Origin of the sequence: Streptomyces sp. NPDC101110 (assembly GCF_044759525.1) — a bacterium.
In the GTDB taxonomy this organism is placed as follows: Bacteria; Actinomycetota; Actinomycetes; order Streptomycetales; family Streptomycetaceae; genus Streptomyces.
This window is the reverse complement of the sequence record NZ_JBIVZM010000012.1, coordinates 32,759-55,286: the sequence shown is the minus strand read 5'-3', so window position 1 is coordinate 55,286 and position 22,528 is coordinate 32,759. Positions and strand designations below refer to the sequence as shown.

Sequence of the window (22,528 nt, the reverse complement as noted above, 5' to 3'; positions counted from 1 at the left end):
CAGGAACGCTAGCGGTGCTAGCATTCACCGCATGACGATTCAGACGCGCCGGGAGCGTGAACGAGCGGAACGCGAGCGGCTGATCGTGACGGCCGCGCGGGAGCTGGCGGAGGCGGAAGGCTGGGACGCGGTGACCACGCGCCGGCTCGCCGACGAGATCGAGTACAGCCAGCCGGTGCTCTACAGCCATTTCAAGGGCAAGGGCGCGATCATGGCGGCGGTGGCGGTGCAGGGCTGCGCCGACCTGGCCGAGGAGATGCGGGCGGCGCGCACGGCCGCCGGGAGTGCCCGCGAGGCGCTGGCCGCGGTGGGCCGCGCGTACACCGCCTTCGCCCGGCGGCGGCCCGCGCTCTACGACGTGATCTTCACGCTCGACGTGGACCTGCCCTTCGCCACCCCCGAGGCGCCCGCGGCCCTCCAGGACGCTTTCGGCGAACTGCTGCGGGCCGTCCAGCCGATCGCGGCCGAGGGCGAGGACACGGGAGCACTGACGGAGACGTACTGGGCCGGGCTGCACGGACTGGTGACCCTGATGCGCAGCGGCCGGTTGCCCGAGGAGGCGCACGAGCGACGGCTGGCGCTGTTCATCGACCACTTCGCGCCGCAGGGCGCGGACTGAGCGCTCGCCGCGCGGAATTCGTCCCGGACGAGCGCGACAGCGGGGCGCCTACTCGTCGGCGGTCGCCGCGGGCAGCGCGGCGCGCGGGCGCTGCCATCCCCGGGGGCCCCGGGCCCGCAGCCACGCCGTGGTCTCCTCCGGGGGCATCGCGGCGGCGACCAGCCAGCCCTGGACGGCGTCGCAGCCGAGGTCACGCAGGCGCTCCCAGGTCTCGTCGTCCTCGACGCCCTCGGCGACGACGAGCAGACCGAGGGAGTGGGCGAGGTCGACCGTGCAGCGCACGATCTCCGCGTCCTCGGCGTCGACCGCGAGCCGCGCCACGAACGAACGGTCGATCTTCAGCTCGCTCACCGGCAGCCGGCGCAGGTGCACGAGCGAGGAGTAGCCCGTGCCGAAGTCGTCGAGGGACATCTTCACACCGTGCGCGGTCAGCTGGTTGAGGGTGTCGGCGGCGCGCTGCGGGTCCTCCAGGAGCACATGCTCCGTGATCTCCAGTTGGAGCGCTCCCGCCGGGACGCCGTGCCGGGCCAGCCGGGCGGCGACGGAACCGGCGAAGCCGGGGGTGTGCACATCGCGCGGGGAGACGTTCACGGCGACCGGGACGAACAGGCCCTGCTCCCGCCAGTGCGCGACCTGGCCGAGCGCCGTCTCCAGCACGTACTCGGTGAGATGGGGCATCAGCCCCGAGGACTCCGCGATCGCTATGAACTCGTCCGGCGGCACCTTGCCCCGCTCGGGGTGCACCCAGCGGACCAGCGCCTCCAGGCCCGCGACCTGCCCGTCGAAACGGACCTTGGGCTGGTAGTGCAGCTGCACCTCGCGCGCGTCGAGCGCGCGGCGCAGATCGCCCAGCAGACCGAGCCGGTCCGGGGTGTTGGAGTCGCGCTTGGACTCGTAGACCTCGACGCCGGTGCGGTCCCTTTTCGCCTGGTACATCGCCACGTCCGCGCGCCGCAGCAGCCCTTCGGCGTCCAGCGCGTGGTCGGGAAAGACGGCGACCCCGGCGCTGGCCTCCAGCACGAGGGTGAGGCCGTCGAGGTCGAGGGGAGAGCTGAGGGCGGCCACGAGGTTGCGGGCGACCCGGGTCGCGGAGGTCGTGGAGTCGGCGACCGGGAGTAAGACGGCGAACTCGTCCCCGCCGAGCCGGGCGGCCTCCGCCCCGCGCGGCAGCGCCACCCGCAGCCGGTCGGCGATCTGCAGCAGCAGCCGGTCACCGGCGAGATGACCCAGCGTGTCGTTGACCGACCGGAACCGGTCGAGGTCGATCAGCATCAGGGCCGCGCGGGCATCGATCCGCTCCGCGTCGTCCAGCGCGGTCCAGATGCGCTCCAGCAGCCACTGGCGGTTGGGCAGGCCGGTCAGCGGGTCGCGCAGCTGCTCCTCAGCCCGGGCCCGGGCGATCCACAGGGTGGAGTCCAGGGCGATCAGAGGGATGGAGAACAGCGGCAGCAGGATGGGCTTGGCCACGGCGACCACGCAGACCAGCGGCGCGATCCCCAGCAGCGCGACGGCCACCAGGCCCTGTCGGACCAGGGCGGTGCGGGCGACGGTGGGCAGCCCGGGGCGCGGGGCGTGCAGGTACCAGAGCAGGACGCGGGTGACCATCAGGTACGCGACGGCGACCAGGGCGACCTGGGGCGCCGTGGCGAGGGTCCAGGCGGCGGGATCCGCCGGGGACTCGACGGACGGCACGGTGCCGAAGACGCCCAGCACGAGCGCGCCCGCGCCGATGCCGAGGAGGTCGACCGCGCCGTGCAGCACGCCCTGGCGCCAGCGGTTGCGGCGGGCTATGCCGACCAGTACGACCACCGTGAGGCTGACCATGCCGGCCGGAACCCAGCCGTAGAGCAGCAGCACGGCGAGGGTGAGGGCGGCGCCCGACCCGGTGCCGCCCCACCAGCGGGAGCGGCCCAGCATGACGAGGTGGCCGACGATGATGCCGGTGAGCACCGCCAGCGACCAGCCGCCCGTGCCGGCCGGGAAGAGCGCGTGTCCGCCGGTGAAGGCGCGGTAGAAGCCGCCGCCCAGGACGAACCCGGCGGCCGCGACGACCGCGGCGGGCAGCGCGGGCCAGGACTGGTGCCGATCGCCGTCCGTGTCCGGATCCGCGCCGGACCGTCCGGAGGCGTGGTCGATGACCGGCTGTGTCCCGGCCCCGTCCGCGGCGCGCCCACCGGCGCCGCGCCCGTCCGGGGTGTACTGTCCGACGGCGCGCCCCTCCGCACCCGGACGCCCCGCCGGCCGTACGGCCTCACGGACCGCACGCCAGGCGACCGCCATGCGGCGCAGGTGCAGCCGTGAGCCCGGCACGGCGCTCTCGGTCGGTTCCATTCCCGTCCCTCTCACAGCCGGCGGTGCCCACGCCCCGCGGCCCGGTGCCCGACAACCCTTAGGCGGCCCGCGCCCGAAAACCCTTCCCCGCGCTCCGTGCGAGCACGAAGATGCCCCGACCGCGACTGGGCACGGCAGGCGCACATCTCAACAGTAGGCCGCAGAAGGCTTCCACGGGCAGCGGTCGCCGACGGTTGCCCGAATGCGCCCCGGCCACCCGTATGCATCTGGTATGCGCCGAACGGGTGGCCTTCAACCGCTACTCCTCGGCCGAAAGGGCGACTTCGGCCGCGGCTTCCGGTCCCTGCTCCAGCAGGACGCCGAAACCCTCCTCGTTCAGGACCGGAACCTTCAGCTGCATCGCCTTGTCGTACTTCGACCCGGGACTGTCACCGACCACGACGAACGAGGTCTTCTTCGAGACCGAGCCGGTCACCTTGGCCCCGCGGCTCTGCAACGCCTCCTTGGCACCGTCCCGCGTGAAGTGTTCGAGGGTGCCGGTGACGACGACGGTGAGGCCCTCGAGAGGGCGCGGCCCCTCGTCCTCGCCGGTGCTCTCGGCCTCCATGCGGACGCCCGCGGCCTTCCACTTGCGGATGATGTCGCGGTGCCAGTCCTCGGCGAACCACTGCTTGAGGGAGGCGGCGATGGTCGGTCCGACGCCCTCGGTGACCGCCAGCTCCTCTTCCGTTGCCTGGTCGATCCGCTCGATCGAGCGGAACTCGCGGGCCAGCGCCTCGGCGGCGACGGGCCCGACGTGACGGATCGACAGGCTGGTGAGGATGCGGGCCAGGGGGCGCTCCTTGGCCGCCGCGATGTTCTCCAGCATGGCGAGGGCGTTCTTGCGGGGCTCACCCTGCTGGTTGGCGAAGATCGTCGCGACCTTCTCCTCGCCGGTCTTCGGGTCGCGCTTGGGCAGGCCGCTGTCCGGGTCGAGGACGTACGCCTTGATGGGCAGCAGCTGCTCGACGGTGAGGTCGAAGAGGTCGCCCTCGTCGACCAGCGGCGGGGTCTTCGGCTCCAGCGGGGCGGTGAGGGCGGCCGCAGCGACATAGCCGAAGTGCTCGATGTCCAGGGCCTTGCGGCCGGCGAGGTAGAACAGGCGCTCGCGCAACTGGGCCGGGCAGGTGCGGGCGTTCGGGCAGCGCAGGTCGACGTCGCCCTCCTTCATGGGCCGCAGGGCCGTGCCGCACTCGGGGCATTCGCTCGGCATGACGAACTCGCGCTCGCTCCCGTCGCGCAGGTCGGCGACCGGGCCGAGGATCTCCGGGATGACGTCACCGGCTTTGCGCAGCACCACCGTGTCCCCGATGAGGACGCCCTTGGCCTTGACCACGTCCTGGTTGTGGAGGGTGGCGAACTCGACCTCGGAGCCTGCAACCGTGACGGGTTCGACCTGGGCGTACGGGGTGACGCGGCCGGTGCGGCCCACGCCCACGCGGATGTTGACGAGCTTGGTGTTGACCTCCTCCGGCGCGTACTTGTACGCGATCGCCCAGCGCGGGGCGCGCGAGGTGGAGCCGAGGCGGCCCTGGAGGGGGATCTGGTCGAGCTTGACGACCACGCCGTCGATCTCGTGCTCCACGGAGTGACGGTTCTCGCCGTAGTGGGCGATGAACTCCCGCACGCCCTCCAGGCCGTCGACCACCCGGTTGTGCCGGGAGGTGGGCAGGCCCCAGGTCTTGAGCAGGTCGTAGGCCTGGGACAGGCGGGTCAGGCCGGTGAAGCCCTCCAAAGCGCCGATGCCGTGGACCACCATGTGCAGAGGGCGGGTGGCGGTGACGCGCGGGTCCTTCTGGCGCAGGGAACCGGCCGCCGCGTTGCGCGGGTTGGCGAAGGGCTTGTCGCCGGCCTCCACCAGGCGGGCGTTGAGCTCCTGGAACTTCTCCATCGGGAAGTAGACCTCGCCGCGGATCTCCACGAGGTCGGGGACGGAGTCGCCCTTGAGACGGTCGGGGATCTCGGCGATCGTCCGCACGTTGGGCGTGATGTCCTCGCCGGTGCGGCCGTCGCCGCGGGTGGCCGCCCGGGTGAGGCGGCCGCGCTCGTAGGTGAGGTTCACGGCGAGGCCGTCGACCTTCAGCTCGCACAGGAAGTGGTACTCCTGCTCGCCCAGTTCCCTGGCGATGCGCTCCGTCCAGGCGGCCATCTCCTCGTCGTTGAACGTGTTGTCGAGGGAGAGCATGCGCTCGCGGTGCTGGACCGCGGTGAACTCCGTCGCGTAGGACCCGGAGACCTTCTGGGTCGGCGAATCCGGCGTGCGCAGCTCGGCGTACTCCTCCTCCAGCGCCTCCAGGGAACGCAGCAGCTGGTCGAACTCCGCGTCGCTGACGACGGGAGCGTCCTTCACGTAGTAACGGAAGCGGTGCTCCTCGATCTGCTCCGCGAGGCGCGCGTGCTTCTCCCGTGCCTCGGCGGGCACCGTCGTCGTCTCCGCCTGCTTGTCGCCGGCCACCGTGTCGTCCTCCCGTTACTCTGGGTTGTCCGCGAGGGATCTCGCCGCCCGGGCGCACTGCGCGAGAGCCCTGCGCGCGTACCCCGGGGAGGCCCCCGCGAGTCCGCACGCCGGGGTGACCGTGACCGCCTCCGCGAGAAGCCCCGGAGACAGCCCCAGCCTGCGCCACAGCGTCCTGACACCCATGACGCTACCGGCAGGGTCTGACAATGGGCCCTCCGCGGACGGCACCACACCGGTGAAGAGCCGGGTGCCGGCTTCCACGGCCTCCCCGAGCGCCTCGTCGTCACGCTCGGTGAGCAGGGAGAAGTCGAACGAGACGGCGGCCGCCCCGGCCCGGCGCAGCAGGGCGAACGGCACGTCGGGAGCGCAGGAGTGGACCACGACCGGGCCCCCCTCGTGCACCCCGACGAGGTCGCGCAGCGTCTGCTCGACGACCTGCCGGTCGACGGCCCGGTGGGTGCGGTAGCCGCTGGCGGTCTTCACCCGGCCGCGCAGGACGGCGGTCAGGGACGGCTCGTCGAGCTGGAGGACGAGCTGCGCGCCGGGGATGCGCCGCCGCACTTCGGCGAGGTGCAGTCGCAGCCCCTCGGCGAGGGAGGCGGCGAGGTCGCGGCAGGCTCCGGGGTCGGAGAGAGCGGCCTCCCCGTTGCGCAGCTCCAGGTTGGCCGCGAGGGTCCAGGGACCGACGGCCTGGACCTTCAGCGGGCCCTCGTACTCCTGCGTGAACTCCTCCAGCGCGTCGAGGTCCTCCCCGAGCCAGGAGCGGGCCCGCTTGGTGTCCCGGCCCGGCCGGTCCCCGAGCCGCCAGCCGCTGGGCTCCACGCGCGTGTACAGCTCGACGAGCAGTCCGGCGGTCCGGCCGATCATGTCCGCGCCGGGCCCCCGGGCGGGCAGTTCGGGCAGGAAGGGAAAGTCCTCGAAGGTGCCGGTGACGGTCTTGGCGGCCTCTCGGGCGTCGCCGCCGGGCATGGACCCCACGCCGGTGGCCGCGCCGAACCTGAACTGGCTGTTTTCACTCACCGGAGAAGCCTACGCAGGGGGCTTGCCGGGGTCAGCTTCCCGGGCGCACCGTCAGGTCGTTGACCTCGGCGTCGCGCGGCAGGTCGAGGGCCATGACGATCGTCGTGGCGACCGACTCCGGGTCGATCCACCGCGCGGCGTCGTAGTCCTTGCCCTCCTGCTGGTGGACCTTGGCCTGCATGGGGCTGGCCGTGCGGCCGGGGTAGACCGAGGTGACGCGGACCCCGTTGCCGTGCTCCTCGTGACGCAGGGAGTCGGCGAGGGCCTTCAGACCGTGCTTGGAGGCGGCGTACGCGGACCAGTCGGCGTGGGCGTTGAGGCCGGCGCCTGAGTTGACGAAGAGCACGTGCCCGCGAGCGGCGCGCAGTTGGGGCAGGAAGTGGCGGGTCAGCTCGGCGGGGGCGATCAGATTGACGTTGAGCTGGTGGCGCCAGGTCTTCGGGGTGAGTTCACCGACCGGGCCGAGGTCGACGACGCCGGCGATGTGCAGCAGCGAGTCCACGCGGTCGGGCAGCGACTGGTGGGAGAAGGCCCAGGACAGCCTGTCGGGGTCCGCGAGGTCGCCGACGAGGGTCTGCGACCCGGGGAACTCGGCCGCCAGTTCCTTGGCGCGGCCGGCGTCACGGGCGTGCAGCACGAGTTCGTCCCCGCGCGCGTGCAGGCGGCGGGCCACGGCGGCGCCGATGCCGGAGCCGGCTCCGGTGATCACATGAGTAGCCATGCCCGCCATGCTCGCATCAGGACCGGCTCCCTCGGCCCCCGGCACCCCCGCCGCACAGGCACCACGGCCGGTCGCGCGATGCCGTGGCACTCCCGCCGCACAGGCACCACCGGCCAGTGACTCGATGCCGTGGCACTCCCGCCGCACAGGCACCACCGGCCAGTCACTCGATGCCCTGGCACTCCCACGACGCTCGCGTCACCGCCGGTCACTCGATGCCCAGCCGGCCCCTACCTGCTCGCACCGGCACCACGCCGGTCACTCGATGCCCTGGCTCTCCTCCAGGTACGCCAGTGCCCCCACCGGCTCCTCGGCGAAGAACACCAGGTCGGTGAGAGGCCGGGGCAGGAAGCCCTCGGCGTCCATGCGGCGGAACTGCTCCTTCAGGCCGTCGTAGAACCCCGCGGTGTTGAGCAGGACCACCGGCTTGTCGGTGTGCCCGTGCTTCTTCAACTCCAGGATCTCGGTCGCCTCGTCGAGCGTGCCGGTGCCGCCGACCATGACGACCACGGCGTCGGCCTTCTCCAGGAGCAGCTTCTTGCGCTCGGCGAGGTCCTTGGCGACGACCATCTCGTCGACGCCCGGGCGGGCCTTGGCCGCGAGGAACTGCACGGAGACGCCGGCCAGCCGGCCGCCGGCCTCCTGCACCCCGTCGGCGACCACCTTCATGAGGCCGACGTCGGAGCCGCCCCAGACGAGCGTGTGGCCGCCCTTGCCCAGCAGTTCGGCGAACTCGCGCGCGGGGCGGGTGTAGCGCTCGTCGAGGTCGGCGGCGGACAGGAAGACACAGATGTTCATGCGCCCACCGTACGGGCCCGGTCGCCCGTGACGGTGACCCGCATCTTGGACTGCCGGTGCGGCAGGCGCTCCCAGTCGTCCATGAACCGGGCCGCCAGGCCGTGCTTCGCGGCGAGGTCGCTGAGGGTCCGCGTCCGGTAGTAGAAGTCCTCGTGCAGGACCTGGTGCTCCTCCCCCTCGGTCCGGTCGAAGGTGAAATCGAAGAAGCCGCCCGGCGCGAGGATCCTGCCGACGTGGGCGAAGCACTCCTCGATGACGTGCAGCGGCGAGTGCGAGAAGACGCTGTGCGCGTGCACGACGTCGAAGTGGGCGTCCGGCAGGAAGGCGAAGGTGAGGTCGTCGGCGAGCGCCAGGTAGGGCAGTTTGGGCTGGAGCTTCTCGGCCACGAGGGTGTCCTGCGCGGCGAGCAGGATGTGCGGCGAGATGTCGATGCCGTAGTAGTGCCCGGTGTCGAGGTGGTCGATGAACAGCCGTCCGGCGCGCAGGTTGCCGCAGCCGATCTCCAGCATTCGGTGGTGCGTCCGCAGGCCGTGGCCCACCAGGTAGTCGAACTGCATGCGGCCGATGCGTTCCCACTGTTCACGCGAGGGGTTGTGCCCGACCGCAGCCTCGGTGCTGCGGGCCGCGTCCGAGGCCATCACGGCCCGGTAGTAGGCGATGTGGTCGGGGTGGCGCAGCCGCAGCCAGGCGTCCCGCAGTGTGCGCCGGGCGTGCGCGGGCACCCGGTCCGGGTGCCGCAGGGCGTACCGGACCTGGTGGAGCAGGCGGGAGCGGTTTCCGGCCGGCTTCGTGGCGCGCATGGGGGCCTCCTGCCGCGGGGGAAGAACTCCGCTTCAGCCTGCGCTGTAGCGGAGGAGTCGGCTACCCGAGGAGGGGCGATCGTGACGACAGGGCATCGCATCACCGTCGAGCGGAGCGACAGGCGCGTGCGCGTGGTGCACGGCGGTCAGGTGCTGGCGGACAGCGAGCGGACGCTGGTCCTGCGCGAGACGGGGTGTCCCGAGCGCTTCTACATCCCGCCCGAGGACGTGCGCACGGACCTGCTGACGCCGTCCGGCACGCGGACGTACTGCCCGTTCAAGGGCACCGCCTCCTACTGGTCGCGGCCGGACGCGGCGGACCTCGTCTGGGCGTATCCGGACCCCAAGCCGGACGTCGCCGAGATCAGGGACCACCTGTGCTTCTACGAGGTGGAAGTGATCTGATCGGCGGACGCGCCGCCCGCCTCATCGATGAACACCGCGGTGTGCGGCAGTCTGCATGAGCATGGACAAGAAGACCCTTTCGCGTGACGGCACCCGCATCGCCTACGAGAGCACCGGACGCGGCCCCGCGGTCGTCCTGGTGAGCGGCGCGATGTCGACGGGCGGCACCCTGGCGCCGCTGGCCGTGTCGCTCTCGGAGCGTTTCCAGGCCGTGGTGTACGACCGCCGTGGCCGCGGCGCCAGCGGTGACACCGCGCCGTACGCCGTGGAGCGTGAGGTCGAGGACCTGGCCGCGGTGATCGAGGCGGTGGGCGGCGAGGCGCTGCTGTACGGCATCTCCTCGGGCGGGGCCCTGGCGCTCGAGGCGGCGGCGAGCGGGCTGCCGGTGCGGCGCGTGGCCGTCTACGAGACGCCGTTCGCGATGTCGGAGGAGGGCGCCGAGGAGCGTGCGGAGTACACGGAGCGGCTGACGGAGGCGCTCGGCGAAGGGCGGCGCGGGGACGCGGTGGAGCTGTTCCTGCGGCTGACGGGTCTGGCCGAGGGAGTGATCCAGGGCGCCCGCCAGTCCCCCATGTGGGCCGGCATGGAGGCGATGGCCGCGAGCCTCGCCTACGACGACGCCGTCATGCGCGACGGCCGGGTCCCGCGTGAGCGGCTGGGCTCGGTCGGCGTCCCCGTCCTGGCGGTCGCGGGCGACGCGAGCCCCGCGTGGCTGCGCGAGGCGGCCCGGGCGATCGCGGACTCGGTCCCCGAGGGCGCGTACCGCACGCTCCAGGGACAGACGCACATGGTCGAGCCGAACGTGCTGGCCCCGGTGCTGACGGAGTTCTTCGGCCGGGACTGAGCGGAACGCCGACCCCACCGCCAAGGGAAGCCGTGGGCGTGCCCCGCGCGCGTGCCCCCGTGCGCTCACGGCTCCCGACGGCGAGGCCGCGTGGAGCCGGTTGCCGCTTCCCGCGGTGGGATCAGGCCACGCCCGCCGTCGCCCGGACCGTCGACGCGATCGTCGCCGAGCCCACCACGCGCGTGCCGTCGTACAGCACGATCGCCTGGCCGGGGGCGACGCCACGGACGGGCTCGGTGAAGGTGACCTCCAGGGAGCCGTCGACAACCTCGGCGCTCACCTCGGTCTCGCCGCCGTGGGCGCGCAGCTGGGCCGTGTAGGTGCCGGGGCCCACGGGGGCGGCGCCGCACCAGCGGGGCTTGATCGCGGTGAGGGCGCTGACGTCCAGGGCGGCCGCCGGGCCGACGGTCACCGTGTTGTCCACCGGCGAGATGTCGAGGACGTAGCGCGGCTTGCCGTCGGGGGCCGGGGTGCCGATGCGCAGGCCCTTGCGCTGGCCGATCGTGAAGCCGTACGCCCCCTCGTGCGTGCCGACCTTGGCGCCGGACTCGTCGACGATGTCGCCCTCGGAACGGCCGAGCCGGTTCGCGAGGAAGCCCTGGGTGTCGCCGTCGGCGATGAAGCAGATGTCGTGCGAGTCGGGCTTCTTGGCCACGGCCAGGCCCCTGCGCTCGGCCTCCGCGCGGATCTCGTCCTTGGTGGTGAGGGTGTCGCCGAGCGGGAACATCGCGTGGGCGAGCTGCCGGTCGTCGAGCACACCGAGGACATACGACTGGTCCTTGGCCATGTCGGAGGCGCGGTGCAGCTCGCGGGTGCCGTCCTCGCGCACGATCACCTGGGCGTAGTGGCCCGTGCAGACGGCGTCGAAGCCGAGCGCGAGCGCCTTGTCGAGGAGCGCGGCGAACTTGATCTTCTCGTTGCAGCGCAGGCAGGGGTTGGGAGTGCGGCCGGCCTCGTACTCGGCGACGAAGTCCTCGACGACGTCCTCGCGGAAACGATCGGCGAGGTCCCACACGTAGAACGGGATGCCGATGACGTCCGCGGCGCGGCGGGCGTCACGCGAGTCCTCGATGGTGCAGCAGCCCCGCGCGCCGGTCCGGAAGGACTGGGGGTTGGCGGAGAGCGCGAGGTGGACGCCGGTCACGTCGTGGCCCGCTTCGGCCGCGCGGGCGGCGGCGACGGCGGAGTCGACTCCGCCGGACATGGCGGCCAGGACGCGGAGGGGACGGGGGCGCTGCGGGGTCTCAGTCATAACCCTTCCAGGGTACGGGGCGCGGGAACCGGGGCCGCCGGGTATCCGTTGTCGATCACATGGGACAGCGGAAGGCTTCGAGGGACGGTGACCGCAAGGTCGGCCGGCGTGCGCTGCTGATCGGCGGTACGGCGGCCGCGGCGAGCTCCGCCCTGCTCGCCCGGGACGAGCTGGCTCGGCTGTGGTGGCGCACTCCGGGCGTGGAGAAGCCGCGCAAGGAGGGCGAGGTCGACTACGCGGGTGCGCGCTGGGTTGCGGCGTCGGAGGCGAACTGGCGCCGTGCGGACCGCCCCGACGACTACGGCATCGACATGGTCGTCGTCCATGTCACCCAGGGCAGCTTCGACAGTGCGGTGAAGGCCTTCCAGGACCCGGGCCACCGTGCGGCGGCGCACTACATCGTCGGGCAGGACGGGCATGTGGCCCAGATGATCCGCGAGCTGGACGTGGCGTACCACGCGGGCAACCGCGACTACAACGAACGCAGTGTCGGCATCGAGCACGAGGGCTTCGTGGACCGCCCGCAGGACTTCACGGACGAGATGTACGAGGCGTCGGCCCGGCTCACGGCGCGGATCTGCGCCCGCTACGACATACCCGTCGACCGCGAGCACATCATCGGCCACGTGGAGGTCCCGGGCACGGACCACACGGACCCGGGGCGGCACTGGGACTGGGAGAAGTACCTGCGCCTGATACGCCGGGCGCGCACGGCACCGGCCTGAGCACCGCGGTCGGCCGGGCCGGGGCGGTCGGTGAGACCCGCCGCCACGGCTTGCCCGCCCCGGGGTCCGCGTGCCACGCACCGCGACGCCGGCATGATCCAAACGACACGCCCTAGGTCAAGCCCGCCGCCCTGGCCCGTTCCACCGCCGGGCCGATGGCCTTGGCCAGGGCCTCGACGTCGGCCTCGGTGGAGGTGTGCCCGAGGGAGAAGCGCAGGGTGCCGCGGGCCAGGTCGGGGTCGGTGCCGGTGGCGAGGAGGACGTGGCTGGGCTGGGCGACGCCGGCGGTGCAGGCGGAGCCGGTCGAGCACTCGATGCCCTGCGCGTCGAGCAGGAGCAGCAGGGAGTCGCCCTCGCAGCCGGGGAAGGTGAAGTGTGCGTTGGCCGGGAGACGTCCGGCCGGGTCCGGGTCGCCGCCGAGGATCGCGTCCGGCACGGCCGAGCGGACCGCGGTGACGAGGGCGTCGCGCAGGGCGCCGATCTCCGCGGCGAACCACTCGCGTTGCTGAGCGGCGAGCCGTCCGGCGACGGCGAAGGAGGCGACGGCCGGCACGTCGAGGGTGCCGGAGCGCACGTGCCGCTCCTGGCCGCCGCCGTGCAGAACGGGGACGGGGGCGTACTCGCGGCCCAGGATCAGCGCGCCGATGCCGTAGGGGCCGCCGATCTTGTGGCCCGACACCGTCATCGCGGCGAGGCCGGAGGCGGCGAAGTCGACGGGGATCTGGCCGAAGGCCTGGACGGCGTCCGCGTGCAGCGGAACCCCGAACTCGGCTGCCGCGTCGGCGAGTTCACGGACGGGCAGGATGGTCCCGATCTCGTTGTTCGCCCACATGACGGTGGCGAGGGCCACGTCGCCGGGGTTGCGGGCGATCGCTTCGCGCAGGGCGTCCGGGTGGACGCGGCCGTGGGGGTCGACCGGCAGGTACTCGACGGTGGCGCCCTCGTGCTCACCGAGCCAGTGCACGGCGTCGAGGACCGCGTGGTGCTCGACGGGGCTGGCGAGGACGCGGGTGCGGGCCGGGTCGGCGTCGCGGCGGGACCAGTACAGGCCTTTGACGGCGAGGTTGTCGGCCTCCGTGCCGCCCGAGGTGAAGACGACCTCGCTGGGGCGGGCGCCGAGGGCCTCGGCGAGGGTCTCGCGGGCCTCCTCGACGGTGCGGCGGGCCTGCCTGCCGGATGCGTGGAGGGAGGACGCGTTGCCGGTGGCACCCAGCTGGGCGGTGAGCGCCTCAACCGCCTCCGGGAGCATCGGGGTGGTCGCGGCGTGGTCGAGGTAAGCCATGGTGAGCCCGATTCTACGGCTCCTTTTCGACCGGCCTCAGAGCAAGGCTGGCCGAATGCGGACCGCCTTCCGGCGCGGCGACGGCCCGTCGTCCCCGGGCCCGGCCGCGGCGTACCGGCGGACGGCTGTCCGACGGCGGCTCAGAAGCTCCACGAGATGGTGCTGTCGAACTCCATGAAGGCCGCGAGGACCAGCAGGTCGGCGACGCCCAGTCCGAGACCCAGCAGCGCACGGCCGCGGCGCTCGGTGCCGCGCCACAGGGCGACGCTCGCCAGCGCGATGGCGATCGGGCCGAGGAAGAGGTTGAGCACGAGCAGGCCGAGGAGGCCGAGGATGAAGGACGCGACGGCCATGCCGTCGGTGTCACGGATACCGGTGCGGCGCGAGGCCGGAGCGGTGAGCTGCATGATGATCGACTCCTGAGGTCGGGTCGAGGGAGGGGTGGTCGGGGTCAGTGGGCCTGGGTGTGGCGACGGCGGCCGCGCTCGCGGAGCGCGAAGATGCCGAGCCAGACGGCGATGACGGCGCCGACGGCGACGGAGAAGGTGAGCGGCGCGTGGGCCACGGTGCCCAGGACGACGCCCAGCAGCAGGAGTGCGGCGACGATGAACAGCACGGGAACAACCCCCAGGGTTTCGGTGGACGGTTGTAGTTACAGTTGTTCACTGACTTCCCAGTCTAACGCCTCTCATGGCTTCCCAATTCCAGAGAACAGTTGTTAACTGCATGGTATGAGTCACACCCTCGGCATCCGGCAGGCCCAGAAGCAGAAGACCCGGCAGGCACTCCTCGACGCGGCCCTCGGGCTGCTGGAGGAGCAGAGCCTGAGCAGTCTGGGACTGCGCGAGGTCACCCGCGCCGTCGGTGTCGCCCCGACCGCCTTCTACCGCCACTTCCGCTCCACGGCGGACCTGGGCGTGGCCCTGGTCGAGGAGGCGCTGGGCAGCCTGCACCCGATGATCCGGACGACGGTGTCCACAACGGGCGACCACGAGGAACGCATCACGCGCACCATCGAGTTGATCGCCCGTCACGTCGACGGGTACCCCGCCCATGTCCGTTTCATCGCTCGTGAGCGACATGGCGGAGTTCAGCCGGTTCGGGAGGCGATACGGGAGCAACTGGCCCGGTTCGCACAGGAGGTCAAGGACGAGCTGGCCAAGGACCCGGTGTCCGAAGGCTGGAGCGAGGACGACCTGCTGATGCTCGCCCACCTCTACGTCGACCAGATGCTGAGCACGGCGTCGCTGTTCCTGGAAACCCTGGAGGGGCCGGAGGAGGAGCGCCCGGCCCGGACCCGGCACGTCGCACAGCAGGCGACCCGCCAGATGCGGCTGATCGGGCTCGGGCGCCGTCACTGGCTGGATTGACACCCCGGGCAACGCACAGGGGCGGCAAGCCCGTTCGCCGGACGCGCCGCCCTCGCGGGGTCCCGGCTGAGCCCGGACCGGCCTGCCTGTGCCGCCCTGGAGCGCCTACTGCTCCTTCTGCGCTTCCTGCGCCTTCTGCGAGTGCTGAGGCTGTGCGCCCTGGCCCTGCCCTCCCGCGGCTTGGCCACCGCCCGGCCCGCCGCAGCCGCCACCCTGACGCCCACCGGGACCGCCCTGGCCGCCCTGCCCGCCTCCCGGCGCACCGCTGGGCATCCCCGAAGGAGCACCCGACGGCGCACCAGTGGGCTTCGCACCCGCGGATGCCGCACCCGACGGCGCACCCGAAGGAGCCCCGGAAGGCGCAGCCGAGGGCGCCCCCGACGGGGCCCCGCAGGCCTGCTGCCGCCCCGCCCCGCCCCCGCCGTCCGAGGTCGACGAGGAGTCAGCCGACCCGCAGGCCGCGAGAGCCAGTGGGGACAGCACGAGGAGGACCACGGCGGGAACGAGACGCGCACGCTTCATGAGAGACAGCTCCAGGAAGGAGGAGGGAGTTCCGAGGCGACGAACTCAACCAGCGCCGCCTGGGCCCCCTTTGGGGCTGCCCTGTGATCCGCCTGTCAACGGAACGGAGTTCAGCCCAGCCGGACCCGCGCCAGCTGCCGGGACTGCGCGACCAGCCGGTCCGCGCTGTCCCACACCTCGGCGTCCTCCTCCAGGAAGCCGCCGGCGAGATTGCGCGTGGTGATCGACACCCGCAGCGGGCCCGGGGCCGGGCGGCAGCGGACGTGCACGGTCAGCTCGACGGTCGGCACCCAGCCCTTCAGGCCGAGCTCGAACGCGGTGGGCGGCAGGGCGTCGACCGCGAGCAGCAGGGAGAGCGGGTCGGCGTCACGCCCGTCCTTGAGTCCGAACCAGGCCCGCATCTCGCCCTTGCCGGAGGGCTGCCCGAGGGCCCAGCCGAGGGTGGACGGGTCGAGCTTGAGCATCAGGCGCTCGGTGATCGCCGAGCTGCCGTCGACGGGGGTGGGGCCGTCCTCCGGGCCGAAGCAGTGCTCCATCGGCGGGATCGCGGGCGGCCGGGCCGTCGTGCGGACGTCGTCGGGCAGGGCGTCCAGGTCGCCGTAGGAGGCGAGGACGCGGATGCGTTCCACCTCACGGCCCTCGTCGTCGTACTGGAAGAGGGAGGCCTGGCCCGTGGAGAGGGTGCGGCCGGTGCGCACGACGTCCGTGCGGACGACCGCGGGGCCGGGCTGGGAGGCGGTCAGGTAGTGCGCCGAGACGGTGAAGGGGTCGGCGTGCGGCAGGGCGTCCGCGAGGGCTCGGCCGAGGACGGCCAGCAGATAGCCGCCGTTGACGGCGCTGATGATCGTCCAGCCGGCGGAGAGGTCGATGTCGTAGACGCCGGGCGCGCGGCGGGTGAGCGCGGTGTCGCGGTCGAACTCGCTGTCGCCGATCGTGGCCCGGACGGCCGGGGCGGTGGCTGCTTCTGGCATGGCTGAACAGTACAAGAACTAGCTACTAAGCGGTAGCTTTGCGCTTCCGGTTCCGGCCGCCTTGGTGAGACATGGGCAATTTCTCATTGAGTGCCCGACTGGTCCGTAAACCCTCGCTCTCCCGCATTCCTCTGCAAGGGCATGAGCCTCACCGGAAAACCGTTCCCCTGCACGCTGACCGCCCTGTCCGTCGCCGCCCTCGTCCACACCCGGCTGAGCGTCGACGTGCCGAAGACGGTCACCGACGACTTCCGCGCCCGGTCCGCCCCGCGGGGCTGGGCCGTCGCCGGGTACTCGGCCGGGGCACACTGCGCCGCCCGGCTCGCAGTCGCCCATCCCGACCATTGCCGGGCAGCCGTCAGCCTGTCCGGCTACAACGACCCGATCGGGAGCACGACTCGCTACGAGGACGCCATGGCCCTGGAACAGGCCGCCGAGGCACCGACGACCGTGCACGTCGTCCACATCCCGAAGAGCGCGGGCGGCCACAACATGGCGCTGTGGCGGCCGCAGGTGGTCCCGGTGTTCCGGTGCTGACCCAGGAGATGGGCACCCCGCCCCGTCACGGCAGGACGGGCTGCTCCTCCTCGCTCACCGTCGACCGCCGGTGCCAGGCCCGCGGAGCTCGCCAGTGGTACCGCATCGCGAGCAGGCGCAGAACGAAGGCGGTGATCACGGCGAGGGAGCTGGTGAACGGGTTCAGGACGTCGTAGCGGATGCACAGGGCGACCAGCGCGGAGCCGACGATCGCCGGGACCGCGTACAGGTCGCGGTCCCAGCGCAGCAGCGAGGGCACCTCGTTGGCGAGTACGTCCCGCAGCACACCGCCGCCCACGGCGGTGGTCAGCCCGAGCCCCGCCGAGGCGGTCAGGCCGAGCCCGTACTCGTAGGCCTTGATCGTGCCGGCGACGCAGAACAGGCCGAGGCCGGCCGCGTCGAAGACGTTCACCGCGACCTGGATGCGCTCCACCTGTGGGTGCAGGAAGAAGACGAGCAGGGTGGCGAGCAGCGGGGTGAGGAAGTACCCCAGGTCCGTGAAGGCCGCGGGCGGCACGGCCCCGATGACCAGGTCCCGGAAGAGCCCCCCGCCCAGCGCGGTCACCTCGGCGAGCACCGCCATGCCGAACACGTCGAAGTTCTTGCGCACGGCCAGCAGGGCGCCGGAGATCGCGAAGACGAAGATGCCGATCAGGTCGAGCGTGTGCTGGACGGACGGGCTGAAGAGTTGCTGGAGCACCCGCACATTTTCACCCACGGGTGAGCCCCCGCCCCGATGTACGAGGGCGGGGGCTCGGGGGGAATCACTTCTCGACGGTCGCGGTGTCGCTCCCCGCGGACTTCCCCACACCGTTCTCCGCGGCCACCTCGTGCGCCGAGGACAGCAGCTTGGTGTCCTGGGGCTGCTGGTCCTCGAAGTTCTCCGGGTGGTGGCAGGCGACCTGCTGCCCGGCCCGCAGCTCCTTGAGCGGCGGCTCGGTCGTCTTGCAGATCTCCGTCGCCTTCCAGCACCGGGTGTGGAAGCGGCAGCCGCTCGGCGGGGCGATCGGCGAGGGCACGTCGCCCTTGAGCAGGATGCGCTCGCTCTTGACGCCCCGGCGCTTGGGGTCCGGGATCGGCACGGCCGACAGCAGGGCCTTGGAGTACGGGTGCATCGGCGACTTGTACAGCTGGTCGCGTTCGGCCAGCTCCACGATCTTGCCGAGGTACATCACCGCGATCCGGTCGGAGACGTGCCGGACGACCGACAGGTCGTGCGCGATGATCACATACGTCAGGCCCAGCTCCTTCTGGAGGTCGTCCAGCAGGTTCACCACCTGAGCCTGGATCGACACGTCCAGCGCGGAGACCGGCTCGTCCGCCACGACCAGCTTGGGGTTGAGCGCGAGCGCGCGGGCGATGCCGATGCGCTGGCGCTGGCCGCCGGAGAACTCGTGCGGATAGCGGTTGTAGTGCTCGGGGTTGAGGCCGACCACCGACAGCAGCCGCTGGACCTCCTTCTTCACCCCGCCCTCGGGCTCGACGCCCTGGAGCCGGAAGGGGGCGCTGACGATCGTGCCGATCGTGTGGCGGGGGTTCAGCGAGGAGTACGGGTCCTGGAAGATCATCTGCACGTCGCGGCGCATGGGGCGCAGCGCGCCGGTCTTCAGGTGCGTGATGTCCTTGCCCTCGAACTCGACCGTACCGCCGGTCGGTTCGAGCAGCCGGGTGATCAGCCGGCCCATGGTGGACTTGCCGCAGCCCGACTCGCCGACGACACCGAGCGTCTCGCCCTTGCGCACCTCGAAGTCGATGCCGTCGACGGCACGCACCGCGCCGGTCTGCCGCTGGAGCAGGCCCTTGCGGATCGGGAAGTGCTTCTGAAGGCCGGTGACCTTCAGCAGGATGTCACCGTCGGCGGTGGTGCCCTTGGTGAGGGTGCTCCCGCTGGTGTCCGGTGTGCTCACCGTTTTGTCGTCGCTCACAGCTTCGGCGCAATCTCTTCGGTCCAGATACGCTCCCGCTGCTCCTGCGTCATGTGGCAGGCGGCCCAGTGCGAGCCGCCGACCTCGGTCAGCTCGGGGCGGACCGTGCGGGTGACGTTGTCCTTCGGGATGTCCGCGTACGGGCAGCGCGGGTGGAAGGCGCAGCCGGACGGGAGGTTGATGAGGGAGGGCGGCGCGCCCTTGATCGGGATGAGCCGGTCGGTCTCCTCCCGGTCCAGACGCGGCATCGAGCCGAGCAGGCCCCAGGTGTAGGGGTGCCGGGGCTCGGAGAACACGTCCTCGGCGCGGCCGCGTTCCACGCACCGGCCGCCGTACATGACCAGCAGGTCGTCGGCCATCTCGGCGACCACGCCCAGGTCGTGGGTGATCATGATGACCGCGGAGCCGAACTCCTTCTGCAGGTCCCGGATCAGATCGAGGATCTGCGCCTGCACGGTGACGTCCAGGGCCGTGGTCGGCTCGTCGGCGATGAGCAGCTCCGGGTTGTTCACCAGCGACATGGCGATCATGGCTCGCTGGCGCATACCGCCGGAGAACTCGTGCGGGTAGCCGTCGACGCGCTTGCCGGGCTCGGGGATGCCGACCCGGTCGAGCATCTCGATCGCCCGCTGCCGGGCGGCCTTCTTGCTGACGTCGTGGTGGACCCGGTACGCCTCGACGATCTGGTGCCCCACCGAGTAGTAGGGGTGCATCGCCGACAGCGGGTCCTGGAAGATCATGGCCATCTTCCGGCCCCGCAGCCGCCGTACGTCGTCGGGGTCGGCCGCGATGAGCTCCTGGCCGTCCAGCCAGACCTCGCCGGAGACCTTGGCGCGCGCCGAGCGGTGCAGGCCCATCACGCCGAGCGAGGTGACCGACTTGCCGGAACCGGACTCGCCCACGATGCCCAGGGTCTGGCCCTTGCGCACGTCGAAGCTGACGCCGTCGACGGACTTGACCAGGCCGTCGTCGGTGTCGAAGTGGATGCGCAGATCACGGACGGACAGGAACACGTCGTCCGGTACGGACGCGGCGGTGGTGTCCGGTTCGCCGAGCGCGGCTTTGTCGAGCTTGCTCACGAGTACCTCACCCGGGGGTCGATGGCGGCGTACACCAGGTCGACGATCAGATTGCAGAAGACGATGAAGAACGCGGCGACCAGGGTCACGCCCATCACGATGGGCAGGTCGTTGTCCTTGATGGCCTGGACCGAGTAGGCGCCGATGCCCTGGAGGGAGAACACGGTCTCGGTGAGCACCGCGGTGCCGACCAGGGTGCCGAAGTCCATGCCGAAGATGGTGACGATCGGGGTGAGCGCGGAGCGCAGGCCGTGCTTGGCCACGACCGTGGTCTCCTTGAGACCCTTGGCCCTGGCGGTTCTGATGTAGTCCTCGCTCATCGTCTCCAGCATGCCCGCCCGGGTGAGCCGGGCGTAGAGCGCGGAGAAGAGGAACGCGAGGCTGATCCAGGGCAGCATCAGGTGCCAGGCCCATTCGGCCGGGTTGTCCGTGAACGGGACGTAGTCGATGCTCTCCCAGATCGGGATCTCGTAGACGAAGAGCGCGAGCAGGATCTGGCCGGTGAAGAAGATCGGCAGCGAGACGCCGGCGAGCGCGATGAACATGGAGAAGCGGTCGATCGGCTTGCCCTTGCGCAGCGCCGAGATCACGCCGGTGGTCACGCCGGTGACCAGCCAGATCACCGCCGCACCGATGGCCAGCGAGAAGGAGACGGGGATCCGCTGCTCCAACTGCGGCCACACCTCGATGTGGCTCTTGAAGGAGTACCCGAAGCAGGGTGCGCTGCAGTGCGTCGCGTCGGGACCGAACTTGTAGTCGGCGCCCACCACGAGGCCCTTGATGAACTCCCAGTACTGAACGTAGACCGGCTGGTCCAGCCCAAGGTTTTCCTTGATCGCGGCGACGGAAGCGGGGTTCGCGTCCTTGCCCACGTACTGGGTGGCCAACTGGTCGGCCGTCTGCCCGCCGATGCGGGGGACCAGGAAGAAGATGGCGAAGGTGACTGCGCTGACCACCAGCAGCAACAGCACTGCGCCCATGACGCGTCGGATGATGTACGCAGCCACAGCTGTACGGCCCCGGGTGGCCGCGGCGGGATCGTCCGCCGCGGCCACCCGGTGCCTTCACCTGCCTTTCGAAAGGATCCGGCCTGCTGAATTACTTCGCGGAGCTCATCAGCAGGTAGTCGTACATGCCGAGGTAGGCCTGCGTGACCGTCACGTTCTGGGCGGACGTCGGCCGGAGCAGCAGGTTCTTGCGGTAGACCAGCGGGACGACCGAGGCGTTGTCGAGGACCATCTTGTCGATGTCACCCCAGGCCTTGGTACGGGCGGCGTCGTCGGTGTTGGCGATCGCGTCCGTCAGGGCCTTGTTGATCTTCGGGTCGTCCAGCTCCATCAGGTTGTTGCCGCCCGAGGGCTTGATGGCGGCACCGTTGATGATCTGGTCGAGGAAGCCGTAGCCGGTCGGCCAGTCGGCACCCCACGCCATCGAGAGCATGCCGAGCTTGTTGTCGTGGACGTAGCTCGGGACACCGGCGAAGTTCGAGAAGTACTTGCCGGAGGGGAACTGCTTGATCTCGATGTTGATGCCGATCTTCTTCAGCGACGCCTGGATGGCGGTCGCCGCGGCAACCTCGGCGGGGCGGTCGGAACGGGCCGTCAGGATCGTGTTGAAGCCGTTCGGCTTGCCGCACGCCTTCAGGGCCGCCTTGGCCTTGGCCACGTCACCCTTGTGACCGTCGGTCGCGTAGGTGTCGAACTTGGTGTAGCCGTTCACCGACGGCGGCAGCAGCGTGGTCGCCACGTCGCCCTTCGGGGAGCCGCCCATGGCGTCGAGCACCGACTGCTTGTCGAGGCCCCACTGCACGGCCTTGCGGCAGTCGGCGTTGTCGAACGGCTTCACGTTCACGTTGAGCGCGATGTACTGCGTGGCGCCCGCGTAGGAACTGTCCGTCTGGTTGGCGTACTTGCCGCGCAGCACCTTCGGCTGGGTCTGCGGCTGCACACCGGTGCCGGCCGCGTCAGCCGTGATCTTGTCGGAGAGCAGGTTGTTGTCGACCGTGACCGGGTTGACCTTAAACTTGATCGTGATCTTGTCCGGCAGGGCCTTGCGGATCGGGTCCGTCTTGGCGTCCCACTGCTTGTTGCGCACGAGGGTGGCGCCGCGGCCCTCCTCGTAGGACTGGAACTGGTACGGGCCGGTGGACTGGATGGCCTGCACGTACTTCGCGCCGGTGTCCTTCGCCTGCGGCACGGGGGCCGTCTGCGAGAAGGTCGCCAGGTAGTCGAAGTCGGCGAACGGCTGCTTCAGCTTGAAGACGATCGTCCGGTCGTCCGGCGTCTCGATGGACTTGATGCCCTCGGCGGACTTGTCCTTGTAGGGGCCCTTGTACTTGTCGCCGCCCTCCAGGTACGCCTTGAAGTAGGTCGGGCCGTTGGACAGCGCCTCGGGCGCGAAGTTGGAGCGCTCGATGGCGTACTTCACGTCCTTGGACGTCACCGGGGTGCCGTCCTGGAACTTCACACCGGCACGCAGCTTGTACGTCCAGGTCTTCGCGTCCGGGCTGGACTTGCCGAGCCCCTCGGCGAGGTCCGGCACGACCTCCAGGCCCGCCTTGCCCGCCGCCGGCTTGAACGTGGTGAGCGTCCGGCCGTAGAGGCGGGAGAAGTTCTGGACCCAGCCGTAGTACGTGTTGCCCGGGTCGAGGGAGTCCGGCACGTCCGAGTGCTCGTACGTGACCGTCCCTCCCTTCTTGTCGGACGCGTTGACGATCGAGTTCAGCGCGGCGTCCTTCTTGCCACTGCCTCCCCCGTCGTTGTCGTCGCCTCCGCCGCACGCGGCAGCGCCCAGCGACAGTGCCAGGACCGACGCAACGCCGGCGGTCACCCTTCTCGTCTTCACCTGAGGAAGCCCCCTCATTCGATGG

General features: G+C 71.3%; 21 protein-coding genes and 1 pseudogene. 6 read left to right on the top strand and 16 right to left on the bottom strand.

The features are described from left to right. Positions 1–31 precede the first annotated feature (31 nt). Positions 32–619 (top strand): TetR/AcrR family transcriptional regulator, encoded by a 588-nt coding sequence (locus ACIQU3_RS26095; protein WP_403736944.1) that lies wholly within the window; start codon positions 32–34, stop codon positions 617–619. A gap of 48 nt (positions 620–667) precedes the next feature. On the opposite strand, the gene ACIQU3_RS26090 is transcribed toward ACIQU3_RS26095, so the two are convergent. The 6 genes from ACIQU3_RS26090 to ACIQU3_RS26065 all read right to left on the bottom strand — a co-directional run bounded on the left by ACIQU3_RS26090 (position 668) and on the right by ACIQU3_RS26065 (position 8,747). Beyond that, positions 668–2,950, bottom strand: a complete 2,283-nt coding sequence (locus ACIQU3_RS26090; protein ID WP_403928010.1) for a putative bifunctional diguanylate cyclase/phosphodiesterase — start codon at positions 2,948–2,950, stop codon at positions 668–670. 259 nt (positions 2,951–3,209) lie between these two features. Continuing rightward, entirely contained in the window at positions 3,210–5,405 is a 2,196-nt protein-coding gene (gene ligA / locus ACIQU3_RS26085) for an NAD-dependent DNA ligase LigA (RefSeq protein ID WP_403928007.1), read from the bottom strand. A gap of 15 nt (positions 5,406–5,420) precedes the next feature. Then, positions 5,421–6,428 carry a methionine synthase gene (locus ACIQU3_RS26080; RefSeq protein WP_403928004.1) on the bottom strand — a complete coding sequence of 336 codons (1,008 nt, stop codon included), beginning with the start codon at positions 6,426–6,428 and terminating at the stop codon, positions 5,421–5,423. A gap of 31 nt (positions 6,429–6,459) precedes the next feature. Beyond that, positions 6,460–7,149, bottom strand: a complete 690-nt coding sequence (locus ACIQU3_RS26075) for an SDR family oxidoreductase (protein ID WP_403928001.1) — start codon at positions 7,147–7,149, stop codon at positions 6,460–6,462. Between the two features lie 258 nt (positions 7,150–7,407). Further along, entirely contained in the window at positions 7,408–7,947 is a 540-nt protein-coding gene (locus ACIQU3_RS26070; RefSeq protein ID WP_366711380.1) for a TIGR00730 family Rossman fold protein, read from the bottom strand. Beyond that, positions 7,944–8,747, bottom strand: coding sequence for a class I SAM-dependent methyltransferase (locus ACIQU3_RS26065; protein WP_403927998.1), 804 nt, complete (start codon positions 8,745–8,747; stop codon positions 7,944–7,946). The genes ACIQU3_RS26070 and ACIQU3_RS26065 overlap by 4 nt, the downstream gene beginning before the upstream one ends. A gap of 81 nt (positions 8,748–8,828) precedes the next feature. On the opposite strand from ACIQU3_RS26065, the gene ACIQU3_RS26060 reads away from it, so the two are divergent. After that, positions 8,829–9,152, top strand: a complete 324-nt coding sequence (locus ACIQU3_RS26060; protein ID WP_403736969.1) for a DUF427 domain-containing protein — start codon at positions 8,829–8,831, stop codon at positions 9,150–9,152. Positions 9,153–9,213: 61 nt separating this feature from the next. Then, the gene (locus ACIQU3_RS26055) at positions 9,214–9,996 is read left to right on the top strand and encodes an alpha/beta fold hydrolase (RefSeq protein WP_403736971.1); all 783 of its coding nucleotides are present in this window, start codon (positions 9,214–9,216) and stop codon (positions 9,994–9,996) included. Between the two features lie 121 nt (positions 9,997–10,117). On the opposite strand, the gene mnmA is transcribed toward ACIQU3_RS26055, so the two are convergent. Next, a complete protein-coding gene (gene mnmA / locus ACIQU3_RS26050; protein WP_403736974.1) occupies positions 10,118–11,248 on the bottom strand; it encodes a tRNA 2-thiouridine(34) synthase MnmA in 1,131 nt (376 codons plus the stop codon). A 59-nt stretch (positions 11,249–11,307) separates the two neighbouring features. Here mnmA and ACIQU3_RS26045 point away from each other — a divergent pair, with 59 nt between their 5' ends. Then, the gene (locus tag ACIQU3_RS26045; RefSeq protein ID WP_403927996.1) at positions 11,308–11,973 is read left to right on the top strand and encodes an N-acetylmuramoyl-L-alanine amidase; all 666 of its coding nucleotides are present in this window, start codon (positions 11,308–11,310) and stop codon (positions 11,971–11,973) included. Between the two features lie 112 nt (positions 11,974–12,085). Here ACIQU3_RS26045 and ACIQU3_RS26040 read toward each other — a convergent pair whose 3' ends face one another. The 3 genes from ACIQU3_RS26040 to ACIQU3_RS26030 form a co-directional block, all read right to left on the bottom strand. Beyond that, positions 12,086–13,255, bottom strand: coding sequence for a cysteine desulfurase family protein (locus ACIQU3_RS26040; protein ID WP_403927993.1), 1,170 nt, complete (start codon positions 13,253–13,255; stop codon positions 12,086–12,088). A 140-nt stretch (positions 13,256–13,395) separates the two neighbouring features. Then, entirely contained in the window at positions 13,396–13,662 is a 267-nt protein-coding gene (locus tag ACIQU3_RS26035) for a DUF4190 domain-containing protein (protein ID WP_366711390.1), read from the bottom strand. A 44-nt stretch (positions 13,663–13,706) separates the two neighbouring features. Further along, entirely contained in the window at positions 13,707–13,871 is a 165-nt protein-coding gene (locus ACIQU3_RS26030) for a hypothetical protein (RefSeq protein ID WP_031103608.1), read from the bottom strand. 115 nt (positions 13,872–13,986) lie between these two features. On the opposite strand from ACIQU3_RS26030, the gene ACIQU3_RS26025 reads away from it, so the two are divergent. Continuing rightward, positions 13,987–14,625 (top strand): TetR family transcriptional regulator, encoded by a 639-nt coding sequence (locus tag ACIQU3_RS26025; protein ID WP_403736983.1) that lies wholly within the window; start codon positions 13,987–13,989, stop codon positions 14,623–14,625. A gap of 632 nt (positions 14,626–15,257) precedes the next feature. Here the strand turns inward: ACIQU3_RS26025 and ACIQU3_RS26020 are convergent. Continuing rightward, a complete protein-coding gene (locus tag ACIQU3_RS26020) occupies positions 15,258–16,118 on the bottom strand; it encodes a thioesterase family protein (protein WP_403736986.1) in 861 nt (286 codons plus the stop codon). Positions 16,119–16,325: 207 nt separating this feature from the next. Between ACIQU3_RS26020 and ACIQU3_RS26015 the strand changes: the two are divergent. Next, positions 16,326–16,655: pseudogene (locus ACIQU3_RS26015) on the top strand (alpha/beta hydrolase-fold protein); the annotation flags it as partial. A gap of 25 nt (positions 16,656–16,680) precedes the next feature. Here ACIQU3_RS26015 and ACIQU3_RS26010 read toward each other — a convergent pair. From ACIQU3_RS26010 to ACIQU3_RS25990, 5 genes are all read right to left on the bottom strand, one after another. Beyond that, on the bottom strand, positions 16,681–17,355 hold the full coding sequence (locus ACIQU3_RS26010; protein ID WP_403736993.1) for a trimeric intracellular cation channel family protein: 675 nt from the start codon (positions 17,353–17,355) through the stop codon (positions 16,681–16,683). Positions 17,356–17,419: 64 nt separating this feature from the next. After that, positions 17,420–18,580: an ABC transporter ATP-binding protein gene (locus tag ACIQU3_RS26005; protein WP_403736997.1), complete on the bottom strand. Its 1,161-nt coding sequence runs from the start codon at positions 18,578–18,580 to the stop codon at positions 17,420–17,422. Then, a complete protein-coding gene (locus ACIQU3_RS26000) occupies positions 18,577–19,659 on the bottom strand; it encodes an ABC transporter ATP-binding protein (RefSeq protein ID WP_403927990.1) in 1,083 nt (360 codons plus the stop codon). The genes ACIQU3_RS26005 and ACIQU3_RS26000 overlap by 4 nt, the downstream gene beginning before the upstream one ends. After that, entirely contained in the window at positions 19,656–20,666 is a 1,011-nt protein-coding gene (locus ACIQU3_RS25995; RefSeq protein ID WP_403737005.1) for an ABC transporter permease, read from the bottom strand. The genes ACIQU3_RS26000 and ACIQU3_RS25995 overlap by 4 nt, the downstream gene beginning before the upstream one ends. Positions 20,667–20,757: 91 nt before the next feature. Next, positions 20,758–22,521: an ABC transporter substrate-binding protein gene (locus tag ACIQU3_RS25990; RefSeq protein WP_403737008.1), complete on the bottom strand. Its 1,764-nt coding sequence runs from the start codon at positions 22,519–22,521 to the stop codon at positions 20,758–20,760. Positions 22,522–22,528 lie beyond the last annotated feature (7 nt).

Coding starts and splice junctions, on each gene's coding strand:
- ACIQU3_RS26095 (WP_403736944.1), top strand. CDS start 32: ATGACGATTCAGACGCGCCGGGAGCGTGAACGAGCGGAACGCGAGCGG.
- ACIQU3_RS26090 (WP_403928010.1), bottom strand. CDS start 2,950: ATGGAACCGACCGAGAGCGCCGTGCCGGGCTCACGGCTGCACCTGCGC.
- ACIQU3_RS26075 (WP_403928001.1), bottom strand. CDS start 7,149: ATGGCTACTCATGTGATCACCGGAGCCGGCTCCGGCATCGGCGCCGCC.
- ACIQU3_RS26070 (WP_366711380.1), bottom strand. CDS start 7,947: ATGAACATCTGTGTCTTCCTGTCCGCCGCCGACCTCGACGAGCGCTAC.
- ACIQU3_RS26065 (WP_403927998.1), bottom strand. CDS start 8,747: ATGCGCGCCACGAAGCCGGCCGGAAACCGCTCCCGCCTGCTCCACCAG.
- ACIQU3_RS26055 (WP_403736971.1), top strand. CDS start 9,214: ATGGACAAGAAGACCCTTTCGCGTGACGGCACCCGCATCGCCTACGAG.
- mnmA (WP_403736974.1), bottom strand. CDS start 11,248: ATGACTGAGACCCCGCAGCGCCCCCGTCCCCTCCGCGTCCTGGCCGCC.
- ACIQU3_RS26045 (WP_403927996.1), top strand. CDS start 11,308: ATGGGACAGCGGAAGGCTTCGAGGGACGGTGACCGCAAGGTCGGCCGG.
- ACIQU3_RS26040 (WP_403927993.1), bottom strand. CDS start 13,255: ATGGCTTACCTCGACCACGCCGCGACCACCCCGATGCTCCCGGAGGCG.
- ACIQU3_RS26035 (WP_366711390.1), bottom strand. CDS start 13,662: ATGCAGCTCACCGCTCCGGCCTCGCGCCGCACCGGTATCCGTGACACC.
- ACIQU3_RS26025 (WP_403736983.1), top strand. CDS start 13,987: ATGAGTCACACCCTCGGCATCCGGCAGGCCCAGAAGCAGAAGACCCGG.
- ACIQU3_RS26020 (WP_403736986.1), bottom strand. CDS start 16,118: ATGCCAGAAGCAGCCACCGCCCCGGCCGTCCGGGCCACGATCGGCGAC.
- ACIQU3_RS25990 (WP_403737008.1), bottom strand. CDS start 22,521: ATGAGGGGGCTTCCTCAGGTGAAGACGAGAAGGGTGACCGCCGGCGTT.